The organism is Massilia sp. LC238, assembly GCF_000735635.1.
Classification (GTDB): Bacteria; Pseudomonadota; Gammaproteobacteria; order Burkholderiales; family Burkholderiaceae_D; genus Telluria; species Telluria varians.
The window spans coordinates 1-23,342 of the sequence record NZ_JNNN01000042.1; the positions used below are offsets into that span (position 1 = coordinate 1).

The 23,342-nt window shown below is 65.2% G+C and carries 16 protein-coding genes and 3 tRNA genes; 6 read left to right on the forward strand and 13 right to left on the reverse strand.

Annotation, left to right across the window (positions count from 1 at the left end; genetic code table 11):
• Window positions 1–215: 215 nt before the first annotated feature.
• From FG94_RS11920 to FG94_RS11935, 4 genes are all read right to left on the reverse strand, one after another.
• Window positions 216–1,112, reverse strand: coding sequence for a recombination-associated protein RdgC (locus FG94_RS11920; protein WP_036211683.1), 897 nt, complete (start codon window positions 1,110–1,112; stop codon window positions 216–218).
• Window positions 1,113–1,200: 88 nt separating this feature from the next.
• A complete protein-coding gene (dinB, locus tag FG94_RS11925; protein ID WP_081925951.1) occupies window positions 1,201–2,340 on the reverse strand; it encodes a DNA polymerase IV in 1,140 nt (379 codons plus the stop codon).
• Between the two features lie 118 nt (window positions 2,341–2,458).
• Window positions 2,459–4,243, reverse strand: coding sequence for a S8 family peptidase (locus tag FG94_RS11930; RefSeq protein ID WP_036211689.1), 1,785 nt, complete (start codon window positions 4,241–4,243; stop codon window positions 2,459–2,461).
• A gap of 369 nt (window positions 4,244–4,612) precedes the next feature.
• A complete protein-coding gene (locus tag FG94_RS11935; protein WP_200879969.1) occupies window positions 4,613–5,884 on the reverse strand; it encodes a glycerate kinase in 1,272 nt (423 codons plus the stop codon).
• 189 nt (window positions 5,885–6,073) lie between these two features.
• On the opposite strand from FG94_RS11935, the gene FG94_RS11940 reads away from it, so the two are divergent.
• The 3 genes from FG94_RS11940 (at window position 6,074) to FG94_RS11950 (ending at window position 6,411) form a co-directional block, all read left to right on the forward strand.
• A tRNA-Val gene (locus FG94_RS11940) sits at window positions 6,074–6,149 on the forward strand.
• Between the two features lie 42 nt (window positions 6,150–6,191).
• A tRNA-Asp gene (locus FG94_RS11945) sits at window positions 6,192–6,268 on the forward strand.
• A gap of 66 nt (window positions 6,269–6,334) precedes the next feature.
• Window positions 6,335–6,411 (forward strand) — tRNA-Asp (locus tag FG94_RS11950).
• Window positions 6,412–6,638: 227 nt separating this feature from the next.
• Here FG94_RS11950 and FG94_RS11955 read toward each other — a convergent pair.
• Complete coding sequence (locus FG94_RS11955; protein ID WP_036211754.1) at window positions 6,639–7,793, reverse strand: GGDEF domain-containing protein; 1,155 nt, start codon at window positions 7,791–7,793, stop codon at window positions 6,639–6,641.
• A 241-nt stretch (window positions 7,794–8,034) separates the two neighbouring features.
• Between FG94_RS11955 and FG94_RS11960 the strand changes: the two genes are divergently transcribed.
• Entirely contained in the window at window positions 8,035–8,520 is a 486-nt protein-coding gene (locus FG94_RS11960; RefSeq protein ID WP_036211695.1) for a cyclic nucleotide-binding domain-containing protein, read from the forward strand.
• Entirely contained in the window at window positions 8,517–9,680 is a 1,164-nt protein-coding gene (locus tag FG94_RS11965) for an AI-2E family transporter (RefSeq protein ID WP_036211698.1), read from the forward strand. Before FG94_RS11960 ends, FG94_RS11965 begins: the two co-directional genes overlap by 4 nt.
• A 153-nt stretch (window positions 9,681–9,833) precedes the next feature.
• On the opposite strand, the gene FG94_RS11970 is transcribed toward FG94_RS11965, so the two are convergent.
• From FG94_RS11970 to FG94_RS11995, 6 genes are all read right to left on the reverse strand, one after another.
• Entirely contained in the window at window positions 9,834–12,113 is a 2,280-nt protein-coding gene (locus FG94_RS11970) for a YgiQ family radical SAM protein (RefSeq protein WP_081925952.1), read from the reverse strand.
• A 93-nt stretch (window positions 12,114–12,206) separates the two neighbouring features.
• A complete protein-coding gene (locus FG94_RS11975; RefSeq protein ID WP_027866486.1) occupies window positions 12,207–12,503 on the reverse strand; it encodes a DUF4404 family protein in 297 nt (98 codons plus the stop codon).
• 11 nt (window positions 12,504–12,514) lie between these two features.
• On the reverse strand, window positions 12,515–12,727 hold the full coding sequence (locus FG94_RS11980; RefSeq protein ID WP_027866485.1) for a VF530 family DNA-binding protein: 213 nt from the start codon (window positions 12,725–12,727) through the stop codon (window positions 12,515–12,517).
• A gap of 82 nt (window positions 12,728–12,809) precedes the next feature.
• Window positions 12,810–14,957, reverse strand: a complete 2,148-nt coding sequence (locus FG94_RS11985) for a M3 family metallopeptidase (RefSeq protein ID WP_036211707.1) — start codon at window positions 14,955–14,957, stop codon at window positions 12,810–12,812.
• Window positions 14,958–15,030: 73 nt separating this feature from the next.
• Window positions 15,031–17,142, reverse strand: a complete 2,112-nt coding sequence (locus FG94_RS11990; RefSeq protein WP_036211710.1) for a M3 family metallopeptidase — start codon at window positions 17,140–17,142, stop codon at window positions 15,031–15,033.
• Window positions 17,143–17,238: 96 nt separating this feature from the next.
• Window positions 17,239–19,377 carry a M3 family metallopeptidase gene (locus tag FG94_RS11995; RefSeq protein WP_036211712.1) on the reverse strand — a complete coding sequence of 713 codons (2,139 nt, stop codon included), beginning with the start codon at window positions 19,375–19,377 and terminating at the stop codon, window positions 17,239–17,241.
• 183 nt (window positions 19,378–19,560) lie between these two features.
• Between FG94_RS11995 and FG94_RS12000 the strand changes: the two genes are divergently transcribed.
• Window positions 19,561–20,871: an FAD-dependent oxidoreductase gene (locus FG94_RS12000; protein ID WP_036211715.1), complete on the forward strand. Its 1,311-nt coding sequence runs from the start codon at window positions 19,561–19,563 to the stop codon at window positions 20,869–20,871.
• On the opposite strand, the gene FG94_RS12005 is transcribed toward FG94_RS12000, so the two are convergent.
• Window positions 20,846–21,049: a SlyX family protein gene (locus FG94_RS12005; RefSeq protein ID WP_027866480.1), complete on the reverse strand. Its 204-nt coding sequence runs from the start codon at window positions 21,047–21,049 to the stop codon at window positions 20,846–20,848. The two genes, FG94_RS12000 and FG94_RS12005, sit on opposite strands and share 26 nt — an antisense overlap.
• Before the next feature lie 69 nt (window positions 21,050–21,118).
• Window positions 21,119–23,275 (reverse strand): DUF4214 domain-containing protein, encoded by a 2,157-nt coding sequence (locus tag FG94_RS26020; RefSeq protein ID WP_051996563.1) that lies wholly within the window; start codon window positions 23,273–23,275, stop codon window positions 21,119–21,121.
• Between the last annotated feature and the right edge of the window lie 67 nt (window positions 23,276–23,342).

Consider the following 23,342-nt stretch of genomic DNA (forward strand, 5'->3'; position numbering starts at 1 on the left):
GGAACACTCCTTCCAAGGCATCGCACGCTCCAGTTATTGGTCGTGCGCTGATCATAAAAGGTGTTACCTATGTCTCTAGACGACTGTTACCTATGTCCCTGTGCCATACAGACCCGCCCACCCTACGGGTATCGCTGTTCGTAGGGTGGGCGGCTATGCCGCCCACGCGGTGATAGCCAACGCATGCACCTTAGCACACGCACTGGCGGTCAGAATTACGCCTTGGCTTCGCCGCCCAGCGCCTCGACCACATCCGCCATCAGCTTGGCCAGTTCACCCGTCATCAGGGTGATGTCGTTGTCGAAGCGCTCGTCGTCGCTGTAGGTGACCGCTTCGCCTTCCTTGATCACGTCCAGCGGCTTGACGCCCTTGATCGCCAGCGACTCGGTCAGCACGAAGCTGATGCGGTCGTTCCAGGTCATGGCCAGGCGGGTGCACTGCTTGCCGGCGGCGATGTGGCGGCGGATGTCGTCCGGTTCCAGCGTGTGCTTCACGTAGCGCACGGCGGCGCGGCTTTCGCCGGTGGCGCGCAGTTCGGTGTCCTGGTCGATGGTGAAGCCATAGGGCGCTTCGTCCGCTTCCAGCCAGCCGGTCATCACGGCCACCGGCGAACGCTGCACGCGCAGCGATTCGAGCGGCATGCGGTCCACCGCCTTGAGCAGCAGCTTGATGACGTCGTCCGCCTTAGACGGGCTGGCGGCATCGACCACGAGCCAGCCGTTGACCGGGTCGATCCAGACCCAGACGTTGCTGCGGATCGAGAAGGCGCGCGGCAGCAGTTCGTCGGCCACGCGTTCCTTCAGTTCCTTCATTGCCTTCTTACCCGGCGGGAAGCCCTGCTGCTCTTCCAGCTCGGCGGCCTTGGCCTTGGCGACCTGGTTGATGACCGAGCTCGGCAGCAGCTTTTTCTCGGTCCCCAGCATCATCAGCATCTGCTTGTTGACGACGTGGACCAGCTTGCCGTTGCCGCGTGGCGAATCCCAGCCCTGGCGCAGCAGTTCATTGCTGCTTGCGGGCGTGAAAGCCTGCGACTGCAGGGCTTCTTCCATCTGTTCGGGGTTGAATGCCCAAGGGGCGGGCAGGCGATAAATCTGGAGATTCTTGAACCACATACGCTGTTATCCGATTGTTTCAGTATTTCAAGGGAACGACATTCTACGCTGCTCAGCGGAAGTTGCGGCTGGCAGCACGGGGAAAAAATTAATCTGTTGACGAGTCACCAACAGCCTCGACGATCGCGGCCGGCAACGCGTCGTCGAACAGGCGCAACTGCTCGACCGTTTCGGTATCGCTCAGGCGCACGCCGACACCCAGCAGGCGCACCGGGCGGCTATGGCGGGCCCAGCCGGTTTCCATCAGGCGCGCGTAGGTCGGGATATGTGGCGCATAGCCAATACACTCGACCGTGGTCTGCTGGAAGTCCGAGAACTTGATCTTCACAAACAGCTTGTTGATGAATTTTTCGGCACCGTTGCGCTTGATGCGGGCCAGCAGGTGCTCGTACAGGTCCGGCAGCAGCCGCAGGCAGGCGTCCAGGTTCGGCACGTCCGGCGTGTAGGTCTCCTCGGTGCTGATCGACTTGCGCTCGCGCGAGGTGTTCACCGCGCGCTCGTCGATGCCGCGGCACAGTTTGTAGAGCCGGTAGCCGAAGCTGCCGAAGTGCTCGGTCAGCCGCTCGATGCTCCAGTGGCGCATGTCGGCGCAGGTCTGCAGGCCGAGCCGGTGCATCTTCTCGGCCGTCACCTTGCCCACGCCGTACAGCTTCTTGACCGGCAGCGCGGCAACAAAAGCATCCACCTCTTCCGGGCGCACCAGGAACAGTCCGTCGGGCTTGTTCCAGTCGCTGGCAATCTTGGCCACGAACTTGTTCGGCGCCACCCCGGCCGAGGCGGTGATGCCGACGGTGTCAAAAATGCGGCGCCGGATCTCCTGCGCGATCAGGGTGGCGCTGCCCTTGCAGTGCGGCGAGTCGCTGACGTCGAGGTAGGCTTCGTCGAGCGAGAGCGGCTCCACCAGTTCGGTGTAGTCGCGGTAGATGTCCATGATCTGGCGCGAGGCGATGCGGTATTTTTCCATCGCCGGCGGAATCACCAGGAGCTGCGGGCACAGTTTCATGGCCTGGGCGGTGGCCATGGCCGAATGGATGCCGTAGCGGCGCGCCTCGTAGTTGCAGGTGGCGATCACGCCGCGCTGGTCGGGACGGCCGCCGACCGCGAGCGGACGCCCGCGCAGTGACGGGTCGTCGCGCATTTCGACCGATGCGTAGAAACAGTCGCAGTCGCAATGGATGATTTTACGGAGCGGAGAATTCACATGGACGGCAGAGCCGACTACTGTCATTCCATACAGTATCCGTGGAAAGCGGAGTTATTGCAAGACGCCAAAAAAAGAACGCGCGGCATGCCGCGCGTTCCCGGATGAAGACGGCGCAGGGGAGCGCGCCGCCTCGTCCTGAGCCTTACCAGCTAAGCTTCAGGGTGTACTTGCCGCTGGTCGAACCGGTGCCGCCGCTGTAGTACACGACGCGCACGTAACGGCTCGCGGTGGTGGTGCCGGTGTTGGCCGAGCTTACGCTGTCCACGGCGCCAGTGCCGTTCTCGCTACGGCTCAGCAGGGTACCCGAGCTGTTGTACACGTACAGGTCGTAGTCCGAGGTCGAGTTCGGGGTCATGACCGCGCTCAGGGTCTTGCCGGCCGGCAGATCGACACGGAAGTAATCCGTATCGGTCGAGGTGCTCAGGACGCCGTTCACGGTGGTGCCGCTGGTCGAGACCAGGTTGCCGGTGCCCAGCGTGTTGTTCGACTCGGTTTCGCTGATGGTCGGGCCGGTTGGGGTGGTGGTGCCGCCAATCGCCGCATTCACCGCCGCGGTGGCGTCCACGATGCCGGTGCCGCAACCCGAGCAGGTCGCCGGGAAGGCGCGCGCGCTCGACTTCAGCATGCTTTCCACCTGGTCCGGAGTCAGGGTCGACTTGGCCGCGAACATCAGCGCCGCCACGCCGGCCACGTGCGGGGTCGCCATCGAGGTGCCCTGGTAGCCTGCGTAGTTGTCCGATCCCGGAGTCGACGAGCCCGAGTTCAGGGTCGAGATCACGCTGTAGCTGCCGTCGCCGCCCGGGGCCGCGACGTCGACCAGGGTGCCGTAGTTCGAGTAGGAAGCACGGCCGCCGGTCTTGCCGGTGGCTGCCACGGCGATGACGCCCGAGCAGTTCGCCGGGCTGGCGTTGCTGACGTTCATGTTGTCGTTGCCGGCCGCCACGACCACGACCGAGCCGCGCGAACGGGCGCCGTTGATCGCGGTCTGGGTGGTGGCGTCGCAGGCGCCGCTGCCGCCCAGCGACAGGTTCAGCACCTTCGCCTTGTTGGCGTTGGCCGGCACGCCGGTCACGGTGCCGCCCGAGGACCAGGTGATCGCGTCGGCGATGTCCGAGGTGTAGCCGCCGCACTTGCCGAGCACGCGCACCGGAACCATCTTGGCGTTGTACGCCACGCCGGCCACGCCCAGGCTGTTGTTGGTCTTGGCGGCAACCGTGCCGGCCACGTGGGTGCCGTGCCAGCTCGAGCCCGATGCCGGCGAGCCGGCGTAGCATTCGCCTGCCGCAACCCAGTCACCCGGGTCGCTCGCATCGCTGTCGCGACCGTTGCCGTCGTTGCCGATGGTGGCGCTGCTGATGAAGTCATAGCCCTGCAGGAACTGGCCGCTCAGGTCGGCGTGCGGGCGGTAGCCGGTGTCGATCACGGCCACGACCACGCCGGTGCCGGTCGACTTGTCCCAGGCGGTCGGCAGGCGCAGGCCGCCGGTGGCGTCCGTGTAGTGCCACTGCTGGGCGTAGTACGGGTCGTTCGCGGTCGCCATGTGGGTCATGATGCGGTCCGGCTCGGCGTATTCGATGTCCGGGTCGCGCGCCATCATCTCGGCAGCCAGTTTTTCGACTTCCTGCAGGTACTTGCGGCCATTGAGCTTGAACACATGGGCGCCGGTCGAGATGGCATGGCTTTCGCTGACCAGCATGCCGAACTCCTGGCCTGCACGCGCCAGCTTGGCCTTGCGGTCGGCCTTGACTTCGGCGGCGCGGGCCAGGCCCTTGGCTGCCGGCGCCGAGTCCTTGTACTTCACGATGATACGGTCTGTCTCCAGGATGAACTTCTGCTCGGCTGCGCCAGCCGTGGCTGCCACGAACGCGAGCGAGATTGCAGCGCACATCTTCAACATTGCAGGATGAATCGAATGCGATTGCTTCATGTTTCTTCCTTATTGTGTGTTTTCCGTCAAGCGAGGACCCTCGCCTGTGTCATTGATTTCCGGTCATTGCCGGTGCCGTCTGAATGCGGCGAAAAGCAGCGTAATACGAAAGGAAAAGCCTGTGCGTGACAATTGGAGACAATTTCGGCGTATTAACAACACTCCGGCTAACCCATGCTTTAGAAACATGTTTTCTTCGGCGAAACGTTAAAATAGGCAAATATCGTATGCCACAATTGTGTTGACATATCTCAAAAACCTTTCCTTTTGGATAAGGTAAAGGAGCCCATATTGTCCGGGCTTAAAGACAAATAAAAAGGCCGCGCTGGGCGCGGCCTTCGAGTTCAAACCGGTGGAGATGCAAGGGCATTACAGCACGTCGGTTTCGATGACGATGGCGCGAAAGTCGTTGACATTGGTACGGGTAGGGCCGGTGACGATCAGCTGGCCGAGGGCGGCGAAAAAGCCGTAGCCGTCGTTGTCCGCCAGGTGCGCGCGCGCATCGCGTCCCTGGGTGCGCGCCCGCGCCAGCGTACCGGGCGCCAGCCAGGCGCCGGCATTGTCTTCGCTGCCGTCGATGCCGTCGGTGTCGGCGGCGAGCGCGTGCACGCCCGGCAGGCCGTCGAGCGCGACGCCGAGCGCCAGCAGGAATTCGGCATTGCGCCCGCCCCTGCCCTGGCCGCGCACGGTGACGCTGGTTTCGCCGCCCGAGAGGATCACGCAGGGCGCGCCCAGCGGCTGGCCATGCTGCACGACCTGGCGCGCAATGCTGGCATGCACCAGCGCCACCTCGCGCGCCTCGCCTTCCATGCTCGACGACAGGATCAGCGGCGCATAGCCGGCCGCGCGTGCGGCGCTTGCCGCGGCATCGAGCGATTGCTGGGCGGTGACGATGACATGGGTGGCGTTGCGCGCCAGGCGCGGATCGCCCGGCAGCGGCGCCGCCAGCTGCGCATCCATCAGCACCGTGCGCACGGCGCCTGATACAGGAATCCGGTACTTCTCGAGGATGGCGAGCGCGTCCAGGCCGGTGCTGCCGTCGGGCACGGTCGGGCCCGAGGCCACCACGGCCGGATCGTCACCCGGCACGTCCGACACCACCAGGGTCACCACGCACGCCGGGTAGCAGGCCAGCGCCAGCCGTCCGCCCTTGATGGCGGACAGGTGCCGGCGCACGCGATTGATCTCGCCGATCGGCGCACCACAGCGCAGCAGCTCCCGGTTCAGCGCGCGCTTTTCCTCGAAGCTGATGCCGGGCGCGGGCAGCGACATCAGTGCGGAGCCGCCGCCGGACACCAGGCACAGCACCAGGTCATCCGGCCCCAGCCCGGCGGCGGCTTCCAGCATGCGCCGGGCCGCGTCCTCGCCGGCTGCGTCCGGCATCGGGTGGCCGGCTTCGATGACCTCGATGTGGCGGGTCGGCGCGCCGTGGCCGTAGCGTGTGACCACCAGTCCCTCGAGCGGTCCCTGCCAGTGGCGCTCGACCGCCTCGGCCATGCGCGCGGCCGCCTTGCCGGCGCCGAGCACCAGGGTGCGCCCCTTGGGCGGCGGCGGCAGGTGCGGCGCGACCAGGTGGTAGGGATCGGCGGCGGCCAGGGCGGCGTCGAACAGGTGCTGCAACAAAGGGTGGGCGGTGGGCATGGCGGTTCTCATCGGAGCGAAGCATGATATTTACACAAAAGCGCCGGGATCGTGAAAATGGCGCCCATCCTCCTGGAGTTGTCGATTTTTTTCGAAAACCCTTGCACACCTTGAATTCCAGCCTCTATAATTCGGGCCTCTTCGGACGCAATGACAAGCGTCAGACAGAAACCTCTGAATAGAGAAGCCGGGCGCTTAGCTCAGTTGGTAGAGCGGATCCCTTACAAGGATTAGGTCGGGAGTTCGAGCCTCTCAGCGCCCACCAAGCACATTCAGCAGGTTGATCGAAGTACTGATCAGAGTAAACGGAGCGGTAGTTCAGTTGGTTAGAATACCGGCCTGTCACGCCGGGGGTCGCGGGTTCGAGCCCCGTCCGCTCCGCCAGCATCAAGGGAAAAGGTCTGATTCGTCGGACCTTTTCTTTTTCAAAGTGACGAAGAAGAATAAAACGGAGCGGTAGTTCAGTTGGTTAGAATACCGGCCTGTCACGCCGGGGGTCGCGGGTTCGAGCCCCGTCCGCTCCGCCAGCTTAAGAAGAAGGGTCCGAGAAGTCGGACCCTTTTTTCGTTCAGCGATAGGAGCATTCGTCCCTGCGGACGAATGCGGGCCGTGGGCTCGAAGGGATTGCCTTGCAAGGCAATCCGCGGCCCGCGGCACGTGGGCGAGCCCGGTCCGCTTTGAGCACCTCAAAGAAAAATGGTCCGCCAACGCGGACCATTTTTCTTTGCACTCTAGTCTTCTCAGGCGCGTCTTCTCAGGCCCGCCGCTGCTGCGGCCTCCCCGCTTCAACCCGATCCCTTCCCCCGCTCTTCGCCGCGTACAACGCATGGTCCGCCCGCGCCAGCGCCATCCCCAGCGTCTCGTTCGGATCGAGCACGACAACGCCGATACTCACCGTCATCGTATAGTTGCTGCCGCTGGTGATCACGACCGCCTCGCGCACCGCCTGGCGCAGGCGTTCGGCGGCGGCCAGCGCACCGGCCAGTTCGGTGCCCGGCAGTACCATTGCGAACTCCTCGCCACCCAGGCGACCGATGGTCTCATGCGCGCGCAGGGTCGCGCGCGCGGTGCAGGCGAACACGTTCAGGGCCTCGTCGCCGGTGGCATGGCCGAAACGATCGTTGATCTGCTTGAAGTGGTCGATGTCCATCATCGCCAGTGCCAGCGGCTGGCGCTGGCGCAGCGCGGCCTGGCGTGCGTTCTCGGCACGCTCGAGGAAGGCGTGGCGGTTCGGCAGCCCGGTGAGGCTGTCGGTGGTGGCCAGGCGCGCCATCTCGGCATCGTCTTTTTCCTTGCACAACAGCAGAAAGCCAAAGCCGTTCACGATCATCAGGAGATAGCCGGCCAGGTAGGCCGACTCCTGCGCGGCACGCTGGCCCAGCGGGGCATCGCTGCCCAGGCAGTTGGCGGCCCATAGGCCGACCGAGAACGCGAACACCGCGTCATTGGCGCCGATGATCCGTTGCAGCAGGGTGGCGCGGCGCCGCGGACGCAGCAGGATCCAGGCCATCGCCGCCGAGAACAGCGCGAGGACGCCCGCGACCAGCGCGGTGAGATAGGGCACGGGTGCACCGGCGCTGCCGGCCGCCAGCACGATGACCAGGGCCAGCGCCGACATCGGCAGCAGCACGCGCTGCCAGCGCTCGAGCCCGAAGAAGATGCAGTAGGCGGCTACTTCCAGCGAGATCGCGAGGACCCAGCCGGCACCCTCGATGCCATTGAGCATGGGAACGTCGAAATAGACACGGCACCAGCCCAGCAGCTGGCACACGCCCATGCCGAAACGCGCCCACATCCACAGGCGCAATCCCGGACTGGGCGCGGCGCCATGCGTATAGCCCGCCATGAGAACGGCAAACGCGATGTTGCCGACGCCTAGCGCCAGCAGGAAGGAATGAATGTCGAGCACCGCTGATCCCATGGGTGAGGCGTTGACCCCACCACAATCATGTTCATCTATTAATATATGTTTCCGTAGAGAACTATATTACACGCTTTCCCCGCTATGGGTCCGCACAATTGAATAGACATGTGTAGAGCGCAACACTTTCAGTTGGGACATATGCGGGTCACAGCTTTTTTGATACGCAGCAGCACCCGATAGCGGATAATCATCCGACAACATACCAACGCACCATGCTGGAGCAATCGTGATTTTCGGTTTCCTCAAGTCGCCCAAGATGTCGCCGCGCCTGCATCGCCTGAAGAACCTGGCGCTGTTCTCGGCATTGACGCCGCTGGAACTGGAAATCGTCGACGGCCTCCTGCACGAGCGCCGCTACCTCACCGACGAGATCGTTTTCGACGAGGGCGAGGAAGGCCAGGCGCTGTACCTGATCATGAGCGGCCGGGTCCTCATCCGCAAGCTGCACGACGGCAGCAACCAGGTGGTGGCCGAGCTCGGGCCGGGCAGCTTCTTCGGCGACCTGGCCCTGCTCGACAACTCCCCGCGCAATGCGCAGGCACGCACCGTCGAGCCCTGCGAGATGGCGGTGTTCTTCCGCGCCGACTTCCTCGGGCTGCTGGAGACCGATGCCGTGATCGGCTACAAGATCTCGCTGGCGCTGGCACGCCACATCGGCCTGCGCCTGCGCGAATGGATGGGCACCGGCCGTCCTCAGCTGGAAGCCCTATGAACCGCAGCGAGCGTGCCGGGCCGGTCGTCTGGACCGGGATCATCGCCGCCACCTGCGTGCTGCTGCTGCTGGTGCAGCAGATGCTGTGGCTGGCCCTGCCCTTCCTGTTCGGCGGGGTGCTGCACTACATCCTGGTCGGGCCGATGCAGCGCCTGGTACGCGGCGGCTACGGCCGCAATGCCGCGGCGATGCTGGTCTGCCTGGGCTTCTTCGCCTTCCTGACGCTGGCCCTGACCGCGACTTTCTCGTGGAGCCGCGGGCCGGAAGAAGAATCCTGGGAACAGACGGTCGGCCTCTACCTCGACGGCGGCATCGCCTTCGTGCACAACACCATGACCCTGCTCGAGAAGCGCTTCCCGCTGCTGGCCGAGATGCGCCTGACCTCGACCGTGAACGGCATCTTCCGCGCCCATACCGACAACTTCGCCGAAAAGCACCTGGGCGAGATCCTGGTCGCGCTCGCGACCTGGGTGCCCTCGCTGCTGCTGGCGCCCTTCCTCGCCTTCTTCTTCCTGCGCGACGGCCTGCGCTTCAAGAAATTCCTGGCGCGCGCGGTGCCGAACGCCTATTTCGAGCGTGCCTTGTACCTGCTGCACGAAGTCGACCAGACCGCGCGCCGCTATTTCGAGGGCCTGCTCAAGCTGACCGTGCTCGACACGGCGGTGCTGGCGCTGGGCCTGTGGACCATCGGCGTGTCCTCGCCGTTGCTGCTGGGCCTGTTCTGCGCGGTGCTGGCCTGGGTGCCTTTCGTGGGCTCGGTGGTCGGCTGCGTGCTGGTGGTGATCGTCGCCTCGACCGATGCGCCCAGCAATCCCTTCATCGCCTACGGCGCGATCGGCGTGTTCGTGCTGGCGCGCCTGCTGGACGACTTCGTGTTCATGCCGCTGACCCTGGGGCGCAGCATCCGCGTCCATCCCCTGGTGACGGTCTTGATGATCTTCATCGGCGGCGCGCTGGCTGGCGTGGTGGGACTGATGCTGGTGCTGCCGCTGCTGGGCGTGGTGATGGTGGTGGGCGAGACGCTGGGGCGCCTCGTCACCAATCCGCGCCTGCGCGCCCGGCACCGCTACGCGCGCACCCTGCGCACGCGCCAGGCCAGCATCGACCTGGATGTCGCCCATGAGCGGCGCGCACGCACGATGCCTGGGATAGAGAGTTAGTGCATCAGGATTCTATACTGGGGGTCAGGTCTGACATATAGACACGAACTCAAGTATTACTTGCTTGTATTGATCAGCCCGTGTCCAAATGTCAGACCTGACCCCATAAAAAAAACCGGAGACCAGCTCCGGTTCTTGTGGAGGCAAAGCGGCTTATTTACGCGCCGCTTTCGGCTTCGTCTTGATCGTATCCAGGATCGAGGGGCGGGCCTTGGACGATGCCGCTACGGCCGCGGCCGGCGCACGTTCCACGCGCACCTGCACCTTGTCGCGTCCGGCACGCGCCGGGCCCGGACCGCGCTTGCCGACCTCGCGCTCGCTCACCGGCGTGCCGCCCGGCACCATGCGTTTGCGGTCCCAGTCCGGCGCCGGCTCGGCGCCTGGCGGCGGCACCAGGTGGCGCTCGCCCGTGCCGATCAGGTCGCCACGGCCCATGCGTTTCAGGCCCTCGCGCAGGACCGGCCAGTTCTCCGGATCGTAGTAGCGCAGGAAGGCCTTGTGCAGCTTGCGGGTCTTGCCGCTCTTGGCGGTTTCGACGACTTCCGAATCTTCCGTCACCTTCGCCAGCGGATTCTTGCCCGAGTGGTACATGGTGGTGGCCATCGCCATCGGCGTCGGCGTGAAGGTCTGCACCTGGTCGAGCCTGAAGTTGTTCTTCTTCAGCCACAAGGCCAGGTTCAGCATGTCCTCGTCGGTCGAACCCGGGTGGGCCGCGATGAAGTAGGGAATCAGGTACTGCTTCTTGCCGGCCTCGATCGAGTACTTGTCAAACAGGCGCTTGAACTCGTCGTAGGCGCCGATGCCCGGCTTCATCATCTTCGACAGCGTGCCCTGCTCGGTGTGCTCCGGCGCGATCTTCAGCAGGCCGCCCACGTGGTGGGTGACCAGTTCCTTGACGTACTCGGGCGAACGCACCGCGAGGTCGTAGCGCAGGCCGGAGCCGATCAGGATCTTCTTGATCCCGGGAATGGCGCGCGCCTTGCGGTACAGCGAGATCAGCTTGCTGTGGTCGGTGCCGAGGTTGCTGCAAATGGTCGGATACACGCACGACAGGCGGCGGCAGGATTCCTCGATTTTCTTGTCCTTGCAGGCCAGGCGGTACATGTTGGCGGTCGGACCGCCCAGGTCGGTAATGGTGCCGGCAAAGTTCTTGGTGGTGTCGCGGATCAGCTCGATCTCGCGCAGGATCGAGGGTTCCGAACGGCTCTGGATGATGCGGCCTTCGTGCTCGGTGATCGAGCAGAAGGTGCAGCCGCCGAAGCAGCCGCGCATGATGTTCACCGAATAGCGGATCATCTCCCAGGCCGGGATGTGGGCCTTGCCGTAGCTCGGGTGCGGGGCGCGCGCGTACGGCAGGTCGTAGACGTTGTCCATCTCGTCCATGGCCAGCGGCAGCGGCGGGGCGTTGAGCCAGACGTCGCGGTCGCCGTGCTGCTGCACCAGCGCACGCGCATTGCCCGGGTTCGACTCGAGGTGGAACACGCGCGAGGCGTGCGCGTACATCACCGGGTCTTCGCTGACGGTCTCGAAACTCGGCAGGCGCACCACGGTTTTCTGGGCCTTTGCGCGGGCGGCGGCCTGGCGCTCTTCGCGCGTCATGATCACCACCGGTTTCACCACCGGCTCGGGCTGCGCGTTTTCGGTGGCGCAGGCCTTGGTGTCTTCCTGGGCCATCGCGTAGGGGTTCGGGTGCGCGTCGACGCGGCCCGGCACGTCGACGCGGGTCGAGTTGTGCACGCTCCACTCTTCGTCCGGCAGCCAGCCGTGCGGCACCAGGAAGGCGGTGCCGCGCAGGTCGCGAATGTTCTTGATGTTCTCGCCCGCGGCGATGCGGCGGGTGACGTCCACCAGCGCGCGTTCGGCGTTGCCGAAGATGAGCAGGTCGGCCTTCGATTCGAACAGCACCGAGCGGCGCACCTTGTCCGACCAGTAGTCGTAGTGGGCGATGCGGCGCAGCGAGGCCTCGATGCTGCCGGCGATCACCGGCACGCCCGGGAAGGCTTCGCGGGCGCGCTGGCAGTACACCGTGACGGCGCGGTCAGGGCGTTTGTTCGGCTCGGCGTTGGGGGTGTAGGCATCGTCGGAACGGATCTTGCGGTCGGCCGTGTAGCGGTTGACCATCGAGTCCATGTTGCCGGCGGTAATGCCCCAGTAGAGGTTCGGCTTGCCGAGCGCGCGGAAGGGCTCGACCGAGGTCCAGTCCGGCTGACTGATGATGCCGACGCGATAGCCCTGCGCTTCCAGCAGGCGGCCGACCAGCGCCATCCCGAAGCTCGGATGGTCGATGTAGGCGTCTCCGGTGACCAGGATGATGTCGCACGAATCCCACCCGAGCTTGTCCATTTCGGCACGGGACATCGGGAGGAAAGGCGCGACGGGAGCGCGGCTGGAGCGCTTCGGGACGCTCGCGAAAAGGTTTACTGGGGAGTTCATTGGCCGGTATTGTACCGGAAAACCATTTTTGGGTCTCCCACACCCCCCCCAAAAATGGCTTACTTATCAATGAGTTGCAGCACGGATGTAATCTCAGATACCCATGTTGGACAGCATATTGCCGAGCTGGCGCAGGCCGGCCGAGAAGGTCGGGTGGTTCGCATCGAAGCGGGCCGCCAGTTCCTGGGTACGGGAAGACAGGCCGTAGGTGTTCTCGTCGAGCTCGTTCTCGGCATGGCGCGCCAGGGCGCGGTCGATGTCGCCGTCGAGCTGGCGCAACAGGGTTTCCAGTTCCGGGTCGACGTTATCGGTTTCCTGCAGGTGGCGGTGCAAGGCTTTCAGGTGCGCCTTCAGGTTCGCATCGCGTTCGTGTTCGTTCTCGTTCAGCATTGTCGCTCTCGCTAGTTGGTGAAGCGGGTCTCGAGGTACAGCGCCTCGACCTGCTCGCGCGCCCATGGGGTGCGACGCAAAAACTTCAGGCTCGACTTGATGCTCGGGTCTTTCTGGAAGCAATTGATGTCGATCCGGCGGCCGAGTCCCTCCCAGCCGTAGTGCTCGACGAGGCGGGTTAACAGGGATTCTAAAGTAATACCGTGGAGGGATTGAACACTCATCGCTTGGGGGATTTGCTGTTGAAGGGAATTGCGGGAGTGTATACAAGCGCCGGCCGCATTGCACGGCCGGCGCCAAACCGGCTTATTCTCCGGTCAAGCCGCGGCGTTCCAGCAGCGGACGCACCTGCGCATCACGGCCGCTGAAGTTGCGGTACATCTGCATCGCATCGATAGTGCCGCCGCGCGACAGCAGGGTCTTGCGGAAGTGGTCGCCGTTCTTGCGGGTCAGGCCGCCGTTCTCCTTGAACCAGTTGACGGTGTCCGCGTCCAGCTTCTCGGCCCACAGGTAGCCGTAGTAGCCGGCCGAGTAGCCGCCGGAGAAGGTGTGCGAGAAGTAGGTGGTGCGGTAGCGCGGCGGCACCAGCGCGAAGTCCACGCCCGCTTTCTTCAGCGCGTCAGCCTCGAAGGCCAGCACGTCGGTCGGAATCTGGTTCGGCGACAGCTGGTGCCAGGCCTGGTCCAGCAGCGCCGCGGCCAGGTACTCGGTGGTGCGGAAGCCTTCGTTGAACTGCTGCGAAGCCTGCACCTTGTCCAGCAGCTCCTTCGGCATCGGCGCGCCGGTCTGGTAATGCTTGGCATAGTTGGCCAGCACTTCCGGCCAGGTCATCCACATCTCGTTCACCTGCGACGGGAACTCGACATAGTCGCGCGGCACGCGCGAGCCCGAGAAGCGCGGGTACTTCACGTCCGAGAACATGCCATGCAGGGCGTGACCGAACTCGTGGAAGGTGGTGCGCACTTCATCGTAGGTCAGCAGGGTCGGCTCGCCGGCGGCCGGCTTGGCGATGTTCAGGTTGTTCGCGATGACCGGCTTGGTGCCCATCAGCTTGCTTTGCGGGACCCAGGCATTGGCCCAGGCGCCGCCGCGCTTGTTCGGGCGCGCGTAGGGGTCGAAGGTGAAGATCGCCAGCTGCTTGCCGTCGTGGTCGAACACGTCGAACACGCGCACGTCCTCGTTGTAGGCCGGCAGGTCCTTGCGCTCCTTGAAGCTGATGCCGAATTCCTTGTTGGCGGCGAAGAACACGCCATCCACCAGCACGCGGTTCAGCTCGAAGTAGGGCTTGAGCTGGTTGCCGTCGAAGGCGTACTTGGCGGCGCGCACCTTGTCGCTGTAGAAGGCCCAGTCGTGCGCGGCGGCCTGGAAGCCGCCCTTCTCGCCTTCTTCCTTGTTAATCGCCTGCTGGATCTCGGCTGCTTCCTTGCGCGCATTGTTCACGGCCGGCTTGGCGAATTCGGCCAGCAGCTGGTTCACCGCCTTGGTGTCCTTGGCGGTCTGGTCGGCCAGGTTGTAGGCCGCGTGGTTCGGGTAGCCCAGCAGCGCCGCGCGCTGGGCGCGCAGCTTGGCGATCTTCAGCACGACGTCGCGGTTGTCGAACTCGCCGCCGCGCGAGCCGCGCGCCAGCGAAGCCGCCAGCAGCTTCTCGCGGGTGGCGCGGTTGGTCAGCACCGACAGGCCTGCCTGCTGGGTGGTGTTCACGACCGGGATCACGAACTTGCCGTCCAGGCCGCGCTTCTTCGCTTCTGCGGCGGCGGCGTCGATCGCCTTGTCGGACATGCCGGCCAGTTCGGCACGGCTGTCCACCACCAGGGCCGAGGCATTCGCTTCCTTCAGAACGTTCTGGGCGAACTGGGTCGACAGCCCGGCCAGCTGGCCGTTCATCTCTTTCAGTTTCTGCTTGTCGGCGTCGGACAGCTGGGCGCCGGCGCGCACGAAGTCGGTGTGGTAGCGCTCGATCAGGTACTGGCCCTCGGCGTCCAGGCCCAGCTTGCTGCGCTTGTCGTACAGCGTCTTGATGCGGGCGTACAGCTTCGAGTTCAGGCGGATCGCGTCGTTATGGGCCGACAGCTTCGGCGCCAGTTCCTTGTCCAGGGCCTGCAGCGCGTCGTTGGTGTACGAACCCTTCAGGGTGCCGAAGGCGGCGCCGACACGGTTCATCAGCTGGCCCGAACGCTCCATCGCGACGATGGTGTTTTCAAAGGTCGGCGCTGCCTTGTTGTTGGCGATCGCCTCGATTTCCAGCGCTTCCTGGCGCATCGCTTCGGCAAAGGCCGGGGCGAAGTGCTCGTTCCTGATCTTGTCCCAGGCCGGGTAGTTGAACGGCAGGGTGCTCGGCTTGGCGAAGGGATTCGAGGCTTCGAGCATCGAAGCCGGGGCCAGGGGGGCGGCAACTGCGGCCATGCTGGCGGCGGCGCTGGCGGCGGCGACCAGCAGGATGTGTGGACGGGTCATGGTGTCCTCGTTATGGTTTTAGTTGAAGGATGCTGCAATCAAAAAGCCGGCGCGAGCGCCGGCTTCATCGACATCAGTTCAGGCCACGGCGCTCGAGCAGCGGCTCGATGACCGGATCGCGGCCGCGGAAGTCGCGGTACATCTGCACCGCATCCATGGTGCCGCCCTTCGACAGCACCATCTTGCGGAAGCGGTCGCCGTTCTTGCGCTGCAGGCCGCCGTTTTCCTTGAACCACTCGCCGGCGTCGGCGTCCAGGCGCTCGGCCCACAGGTAGCTGTAGTAGCCGGCCGAGTAGCCGCCCGAGAAGGCGTGCGAGAAGTAGGTCGAGCTGTAGCGCGGCGGGACCGGCGCGAAGTCCAGGCCCGCGTCACGCAGTGCCTGCTCTTCGAAGGACTTCACGTCCGTCGGGATGGCCTTCGAGCCGAGCTGGTGCCAGCGCTGGTCGATCACCGCCGCGGCCAGGTACTCGGTGGTGCGGTAGCCTTCGTTGAACTTCTGCGAGGCGCGCAGCTTGTCCAGCAGCTCCTTCGGCATCGGCTCGCCGGTCTGGTAGTGCTTGGCGTAGTTGGCCAGCACTTCCGGCCAGGCCATCCACATCTCGTAGACCTGCGACGGCAGCTCGACGTAGTCGCGCGGCACGCTGGTGCCCGAGAAGCGCGGGTACTTCACCTTCGAGAACCAGCCATGGGTGCCGTGGCCGAATTCGTGGAAGGTGGTGCGCACTTCGTCCCAGGTGAGCAGGGTCGGCTCGCCCGGCGCCGGCTTGGCCAGGTTCAGGTTGTTGGTGATGACCGGCTTGTTGCCCAGCAGGGTGCTCTGGCTGACCAGGGCGCCCATCCAGGCGCCGCCGCGCTTGTTCGAGCGCGCGTACGGGTCGAGCACGAAGATCGCCAGGTGCTCGCCGTTCTCTTCGAACACGTCGTACACGCGCACGTCGGCGTCGTACACCGGCAGGTCCTTGCGCTGCTTGAAGGTGATGCCCCACAGCTTGTTGGCGGCGAAGAAGGCGCCGTCGTTCAGCACGCGGTCGAGTTCGAAGTAAGGCTTGAGCTGGTTGGCGTCGAAAGCGTACTTGGCGGCGCGCACCTTGTCGCTGTAGTAGTTCCAGTCGTAGGCGGCGACCTTGAAGCCGCCCTTCTCGGCATCGATCACTTCCTGGATCTCGGCGGCTTCCTTCTTGGCGTTGCGCACGGCCGGCGCGGCCAGGTCGGACAGCAGCTTGTTGACCGCCGTGGTGTCCTTGGCGGTCTGGTCTTCCAGCGAGTAGGCGGCGTGGCTGCTGTAGCCCAGCAGCTCGGCGCGCTCGGCGCGCAGCTTGGCCAGCTGCAGCACGATGTCGCGGTTGTCGAATTCGCCGCCGCGCGAACCGCGCACGGTCGAGATCGACAGCAGCTTCTCGCGGGTGCCGCGCACGTTCAGCGTCGACAGCGGGCCCTGCTGGGTGGTGTTCACGACCGGGATCACGAACTTGCCGTCCAGGCCGCGCTTCTTCGCTTCCGCGGCGGCGGCGTCGATGGCCTTGGCCGGCAGGCCGGCCAGCTCTTCGCGGGTGTCGACCACGAAGGCCGAGGCATTCACTTCCTTCAGCACGTTCTGGCTGAACTGGGTCTGCAGGGCGGCCAGCTTGCCGTTGTACTCGCGCAGCTTCTGCTTGTCGGCATCCGACAGCTTGGCGCCGGCGCGCACGAAGTCCTTGTGGTAGCGCTCGATCAGGTATTTGGACTCGGCGTCCAGGCCCAGCTTGTCGCGCTTGGCGTACAGGGTCTGGATGCGCTGGAACAGTTTCGGATTCAGGCGGATCGCGTCGCCGTGGGCGGCCAGTTTCGGCGCCAGCTCCTTGTCCAGGGCCTGCAGGCTGTCGTTGGTGTAGGAACCGACCAGGGTGCCGAACACGGTCGACACGCGGTTCAGCAGACGGCCCGAACGCTCCATCGCGACGATAGTGTTCTCGAAGGTCGGCGCAGCCTTGTTGTTGGCGATCGCTTCGACTTCGGCAGCCTGTTCGCGCATGCCTTCGGCGAAGGCCGGGGCGAAGTGCTCGTTCTTGATCTTGTCGAAGGCCGGGTAGCCGTACTGGAGGGTGCTCGGCTTGGCGAACGGGTTGGTCGCGTCGAGCGGCGCGGCATAGGCCAGGTTGGCCATCGCGACGCTGGCCGCGATCAGGAGCATACGGGGACGATTCATGGTGTCTCGGATGGTGATTGAACTACGTTGGAACACGCCTGCCTTTCGCCGCCGGGCTTGTGGCCCGGCGGCGAAAGGCGCAGCGCAGGAAAAGATTTAATTACCGGTCAGGCCCCGGCGTTCCAGCAAAGGCTCGATGACCGGATCGCGGCCACGGAACTGACGGAACAGGTCCATCGCATCGGCGCTGCCGCCACGCGACAGCAGGGTCTTGCGGAAGTGGTCGCCGTTCTTGCGCGACAGGCCGCCGCTCTCGGTGAACCACTGCACGGTGTCGGCGTCGAGCTTTTCGCTCCACAGGTAGGCGTAGTAGCCGGCCGAATAGCCGCCGTTCATCGAGTGCGAGAAATAGGTCGTGCGGTAGCGCGGCGGCACCGGCGCGAAGTCGACGCCCGCGTCCTTCAATGCCTTGGCCTCGAAGGCCAGCACGTCGCTCGGGACCTGGGACGGCTTGAGCTGGTGCCAGCGCTGGTCGAGCAGCGAGGCGGCCAGGTATTCGGTGGTCATGTAGCCCTGGTTGAACTTTTTAGAAGCGACCACCTTGTCCAGCAGCTCTTTCGGCATCGGCGCGCCGGTCTGGTGGTGCTTCGCATAATTGGCCAGCACTTCCGGCCAGATCGCCCACATCTCGTTGACCTGCGACGGGTACTCGACGAAGTCGCGCGGCACGTTGGTGCCCGAGAAGTGCGGATACTTCACGTCCGAGAACATGCCGTGCAGCGCGTGGCCGAACTCGTGGAAGGCGGTGCGCACCTCGTCATAGGTCAGCAGGGTAGGCTGGCCGGCGGGCGGTTTCGGGATGTTCAGGTGGTTGCCGACCACCGGCTTCTTGCCCAGCAGGTGAGACTGCGACACGTATTCGTTCATCCAGGCGCCGCCCTGCTTGTTGCCGCGCGCGTAGGGGTCGAACAGGAAGATCGCCAGCTGCTTGCCGTCGTGGTCGAACACGTCGAACACGCGCACGTCCGGATCGTAGACCGGCAGGTCCTTGCGTTCCTTGAAGGTGATGCCGTATTCCTTGGTGGCGGCGAAGAACACGCCGTCCACCAGCACGCGGTTCAGCTCGAAGTAAGGGCGCAGCTGGTTCTCGTCGAAGTTGTACTTCGCGGCGCGCACCTTGTCCTGGTACAGCGGCCAGTCCCAGGAGGCGAGCTTGAAGCCACCTTTTTCGCCGAGCTCCCTGTTAATCACCTTCTGGATTTCAGACGCTTCCTTGCGCGCGTTATTGACTGCCGGCTTGGCCAGCTCGGCCAGCAGCCGGTTGACGGCAGCCGGGTTCTTGGCAGTTTCCAGTTCCTGCGAATAGGCCGCGTAGTTCGGGTAGCCCAGCAGCGCGGCGCGCTCGGCGCGCAGCTTGACCAGGCGCAGCACCAGCTGGCGTGTATCGAACTCGCCGCCGCGGCTGCCGCGGTTCAGGGACGCCGCCATCAGGCGCTCGCGGGTCTTGCGGTTGGTGAGGGTCGCCAGCGGCGGCTGGCTGCTGGTGTTGACGATGGCGATCGCGTACTTGCCCTTCAGGCCACGCTTTTCGGCCTCGCTTGCCGCGGCATTGATCTCGGCGTCGGAGAAACCGGCCAGTTCGCCGCGGGTGTCCACGATCAGCGCCGATGCATTGGCTTTCTTCAGCACGCGCTGCGAGAAGTCCGACTGCAGCGAGGCGATCTCGGCGTTGTATTTCTTGAGCTTGTCCTTGTCGGCGGCGGACAGGTTGGCGCCCGCGCGCACGAATTCCTTGTACACGCGCTCCAGCAGATGCTTCGATTCGGCGTCCAGGCCCAGGGTGGCGCGCTTGGCGTGCAGGGTCTTCACGCGCTGGAACAGGGCCGGGTTCAGGTAGATCGCGTCGTTGTGCGCGGCCAGCTTGGGCGACATTTCGCGGTCGACCGCGTCCAGCACGTCGTTGGTGTTGGCCGTCTGCAGGTTCGAGAACACGGCGGCCACGCGCGCCAGCATCTGGCCGGCACGCTCCATGGCGACGATGGTGTTCTCAAAAGTAGGCGCTGCCTTGTCCCTGGCGATGGCGTCGATCTCGCGCAAGTGTTCGGCCATGCCGGCGGCGTAGGCCGGCAGGAAGTGCTCGTTCTTGATCTTGTCGAAGGCCGGGTAATTCAGCGGCAGGCTGCTGGGCTGGGCGAACGGGTTGGCGGCGTCGAGGGCAGGCGCTGCCGGTGCAGCCACTGCGGCGTGCGCGAGCGCGAGGCTGGCGGCAACGATGAACAGGTGTGGTCGGTTCATGCGATCTTTCGGACTCTTTTGAAGGAGCTGCCGGGAGTGCTCGACAGCCGTTGCGCGACGATCATAGCAGGCTTATACGCACGTCGTCACAATAAAAAAGGTATGTATGGCACATGTATCGGCCATGTATCGGCATGTATCGGCCATGTATCAATTCTGGCCGTGCTAGCATCCGTTTTCACCATGGAATCCCTCACCCAACGCTCCTACGACGCCATCGTCGTCGGCACCGGCCCCGGCGGCGCCAGCACGGCGCGCGAGCTGGCGCGCGCCGGCGCCCGCGTCCTGGTGCTCGAGCAGGGCAGCGCCGCGCCCCTGGCCGGCACCCTGGGCCAGATGGCCACCATGGCCCTGCCCGGCCGCGGCGCCTGGCTGCACCGCGACGCCTCGCTGCTGGTGGCCGGCACCGCCCTGGGAGGCAGCTCGGCGCTGAACTTCGCCACCGCCGCCCCGCCCCCTGCCGCCATGTTCGCCGCCCACGGCATCGACCTGGCGCCCCATCTCGCCGCCTTGCGCGCGGAACTGCCGCTCGCGCCCCTGCCCGACAGCCTGGTCGGCCCGATGGCGGGGCGCATCATGGCGGCGGCACGCGCTGCCGGTTTCAACTGGGAAAAGCTCGACAAGATGATCCGCCCGCAGGCCTGCCGCAGCGGCTGCTGGCGCTGCGTGTACGGCTGCCCCTACGGCGCCAAGTGGAGCGCGCGCGATTTCGTCGAGGAAGCCTGCCGTCACGGCGCCGTGCTGCTGGACCGCAGCCGGGTACGGCGCGTGCTGGTGGAAGACGGCCGCGCCGTCGGCGTGGAATACCGGCGCGAAGGCGGCACGCACACGGTACGGGCGCAGACGGTGGTGCTGGTGGGCGGCGGCATCGGCAGTCCGCGCCTGCTGCATGCCTCCGGCCTGGGGCCGCGGCTGGCGTCCTTCTTCAGCGATCCGGTGGTGGCGGTGATGGGGAGCGTGGATGACGTCGATGGCGGCGCCGAAGTGCCGATGGCGGCCGGCGCCAGTTTTACTGAAGAGGGCATCGCGCTGGCCGACCTCACCTTGCCGGCGCCGATGTACGCGGCTTTCGCGCTGCAGGCCGGCCGCGTCGACCGGGTGGGCGCGCACCGGCGCACGCTGAGCATCATGGTGAAGATCCGCGACGACATCGGCGGCGCGGTCGGCCCGCGCTGGGTGGACAAGCGCCTGACCCCAGGCGACCGGGCGCGTCTTGACAAAGGCATCGGGATGGCGCGCCGGATCCTGGAACAGGCGGGCGCGCGGCAGGTGTTTGCAAGCCACCATTTTGCCGCCCATCCGGGCGGGAGCGTGCGCATCGGCGAAGGCGTGGACAGCGCGCTGCGCGCCGCGCCCGGACTCTACGTATGCGACGCCTCGGTGATCCCGCAGCCATGGGGATTGCCGCCGACGCTCACCCTGCTGTGCCTGGGCAAGCAGCTCGGCGCCATGCTGGCCGGCGCTGCTGTCAGTAGTGAGGCGGTTTCTCGTTGACCGGTCCCTGGCGGGTGGACTGCAGGGTGCGGACGTGGTCCACCAGGGAGGCGACCAGGGCTTCGAGCTGGTCGATGCGGCGGCCCTGGCGGTAGATGGTGTCGTTCAGCGTCTCGACCAGGTCTTCCTGGTGCGCGAGCTTGATTTCAATATCGACGAATCGGTCTTCCTGGCTCATGCTCTTACCCCGCGCGCAAAGCCGGCATTATGACAGAGTCACAAGCCGGCCCGGCGCGCGCGGCAGGCGTCAGCCCAGCGGGAACTCGATGCCGTTGTTGATCAGGCCGATCACCTGCGCCTGGTTTTCCGGGCTCTCCGAGAAGAAGGCCAGCACCTCGGCACGCGAGGCCTGCTTCAGGCCATTCACCCAGAAGTCGAAGCCCGCGCCTTCTGCCGGACGGTGCAGCACGTGGGCGTACAGCTTGCTCACGAAATAGCTGTCCGACGGGTCGGTCGAATACAGGGCCTGGGCTTCCTTGTCGGCCAGGAACATCTGCGAGATCTGGGTCAACGTGTAATTGCCGGTATCCAGGGCCTTGATCCAGAACGACAGGCCACCCTTGTCCGGCTCGCGGTCGAAGGCGGCGCGGTACAGGCGGTAGACCTCGCCGGCCGAGCCGTCGATGTCGAGCGCCACCATGGTGTCGCCGAACTGGATGCGCTCGACGTTGACCAGGTTGTCGATGCCCAGCGCGCCGCTCTTGTCGGTCACGCTCACGCCGTAGACGCCGCGCTCGATCATGAAGCCGGCGCGAGCGCCGTTGTACACGACGGTATCCAGGCCGGCGCCGCCGTCGACCGCGTTGTTGCCTGCGCCCGGCGTGAAGGTGTTGTTCAGGCTGTTGCCGGTCAGGTTGAGCATGCTGTCGATGGTGAACTGCATGCGGTTCGCGGCGCTGGTGGCGTTGTCGGCGATGTCGACCGACACGGCGGCCACTTCATAGGGGCCGTTCGGCAGCGCCACCGAGTCGATCCGCCAGCTGCCATCGCTCTTGACCACGGTGCGGCCGATCTCGGTGGCGTCGCCGATGCGCACCAGCTGGATCGTGGTGCCGGCCTCGGCAGTGCCGCTGAAGACCGGCTGGTTGCCGCCCGCGCCCAGGGCCAGCGTCGAGGTCGGGATCACCGGCGGCGTCGCGTCGACGTTGAAGCTGACAGCGTTGCTGAATGCCGAGACATTGCCGGCGGCGTCGGTCGCGCTTGCGCGCAGCGAGTAATTCAGGCCGTCGTTGAAGGCGCTGGCGACCACGCTGAACAGGCCGTTCGCGTCGGCGCGGGTTTCGGCCACGAGGCGCTCGCCATCGTAAATGCGGACCAGGGCGTTTGCTTCGGCCGAGCCGGTGACGAGTGGCTTGTTGCCGGACGTGTAGCCGGCGGCATTCTTCGACACCGACAGCGCCGGCGCTGCGGGCGGCGTGACGTCGCTCGTGACCTGGGAACGCTGGTACTGTCCGTCGGTGAAGGCGAGCAGTTCGATGTTGCTGAGCGTGGCGGTGCCCAGGGTCGCGTGCGTCACGAGCAGGCTGCCGCTGCCGTTTTCGCTGAAGCTGTATTCGCCGCGGCCACGGCTGAACACGACGGTGTCGGTGCCGCCCCCGCCGTCGATGACGTCATTGCCGCCGAGGACGACGATGCGGTCGTTGCCGGCCGTGCCGGTGATGCGGTCGGCCCCGGTGGTGCCGGTGATGAAGCGCCCGCCTGCGTCGACGCCGAGCGCGCCGCCCAGGCCATCGCCGCCGTACAGCCAGTTCAGCGCGGCGATGTCGTACGGGCTGAAGGTGCTGTACGGTCCGCCGGTATCGGTGTACGACATGATCGTATTGCCGGTGTTGTCCTGCTGGAAGGGGAGATGGACGTGGTCGTGCTCATCCCCCTCATGGAAGGGATGCTTGAGGCCGAGCGCATGCCCCAGCTCGTGCAGCAGGGTCTGGTAGCCCTCGCTGCCCGGTACCGGATTGCTGTTCTGCGCGCGCCATTCCACGTTATCGAGATAGACGTAGGCATTCGGCTTGTATCCAACGACGTTATTGCCGATGTACGAATACGGTCCGTTCCAGCTGCACAGGCCCGTCGTCTGGCTGCCTTCGAGGTCGAGGTTGGCCAGGTGGATCTGGGCATTGCTGCCGTTCGAGGTTTCGACGAACTGGATGCCGGTGACCTGCTGCAGGTAGGTGAAGGCCGACCGCGCGGCAGTCTGCTGGGTGATATTGAACGCAGCCTGTCCCGTCACCGGCGTGCCGGTTTCCGGGTTCACTTCGGTTCCCGACGACAGGTCGAAGGTGTAATAAATCGTGTTCGGCGTCACGCCGATCATGTAGTTCCAGTCGGGGCCGATATCGAGCAGCGCATCGATGTGATTCAGCCCGGACAGGGGGGTCGTGGTCAGGTCGGTAACGGTTGCCATGCTTGAGATAGTCAGAAAGTGGTTGCAAGACTCTACATTGAGCTCGCTTTCCGGAAAGTATTTCCTG

Coding starts and splice junctions, on each gene's coding strand:
- FG94_RS11920 (WP_036211683.1), bottom strand. CDS start 1,112: ATGTGGTTCAAGAATCTCCAGATTTATCGCCTGCCCGCCCCTTGGGCA.
- dinB (WP_081925951.1), bottom strand. CDS start 2,340: ATGACAGTAGTCGGCTCTGCCGTCCATGTGAATTCTCCGCTCCGTAAA.
- FG94_RS11930 (WP_036211689.1), bottom strand. CDS start 4,243: ATGAAGCAATCGCATTCGATTCATCCTGCAATGTTGAAGATGTGCGCT.
- FG94_RS11935 (WP_200879969.1), bottom strand. CDS start 5,884: ATGCCCACCGCCCACCCTTTGTTGCAGCACCTGTTCGACGCCGCCCTG.
- FG94_RS11965 (WP_036211698.1), top strand. CDS start 8,517: ATGAACCGCAGCGAGCGTGCCGGGCCGGTCGTCTGGACCGGGATCATC.
- FG94_RS11970 (WP_081925952.1), bottom strand. CDS start 12,113: ATGAACTCCCCAGTAAACCTTTTCGCGAGCGTCCCGAAGCGCTCCAGC.
- FG94_RS11975 (WP_027866486.1), bottom strand. CDS start 12,503: ATGCTGAACGAGAACGAACACGAACGCGATGCGAACCTGAAGGCGCAC.
- FG94_RS11980 (WP_027866485.1), bottom strand. CDS start 12,727: ATGAGTGTTCAATCCCTCCACGGTATTACTTTAGAATCCCTGTTAACC.
- FG94_RS11985 (WP_036211707.1), bottom strand. CDS start 14,957: ATGACCCGTCCACACATCCTGCTGGTCGCCGCCGCCAGCGCCGCCGCC.
- FG94_RS11990 (WP_036211710.1), bottom strand. CDS start 17,142: ATGAATCGTCCCCGTATGCTCCTGATCGCGGCCAGCGTCGCGATGGCC.
- FG94_RS11995 (WP_036211712.1), bottom strand. CDS start 19,377: ATGAACCGACCACACCTGTTCATCGTTGCCGCCAGCCTCGCGCTCGCG.
- FG94_RS12000 (WP_036211715.1), top strand. CDS start 19,561: ATGGAATCCCTCACCCAACGCTCCTACGACGCCATCGTCGTCGGCACC.
- FG94_RS12005 (WP_027866480.1), bottom strand. CDS start 21,049: ATGAGCCAGGAAGACCGATTCGTCGATATTGAAATCAAGCTCGCGCAC.
- FG94_RS26020 (WP_051996563.1), bottom strand. CDS start 23,275: ATGGCAACCGTTACCGACCTGACCACGACCCCCCTGTCCGGGCTGAAT.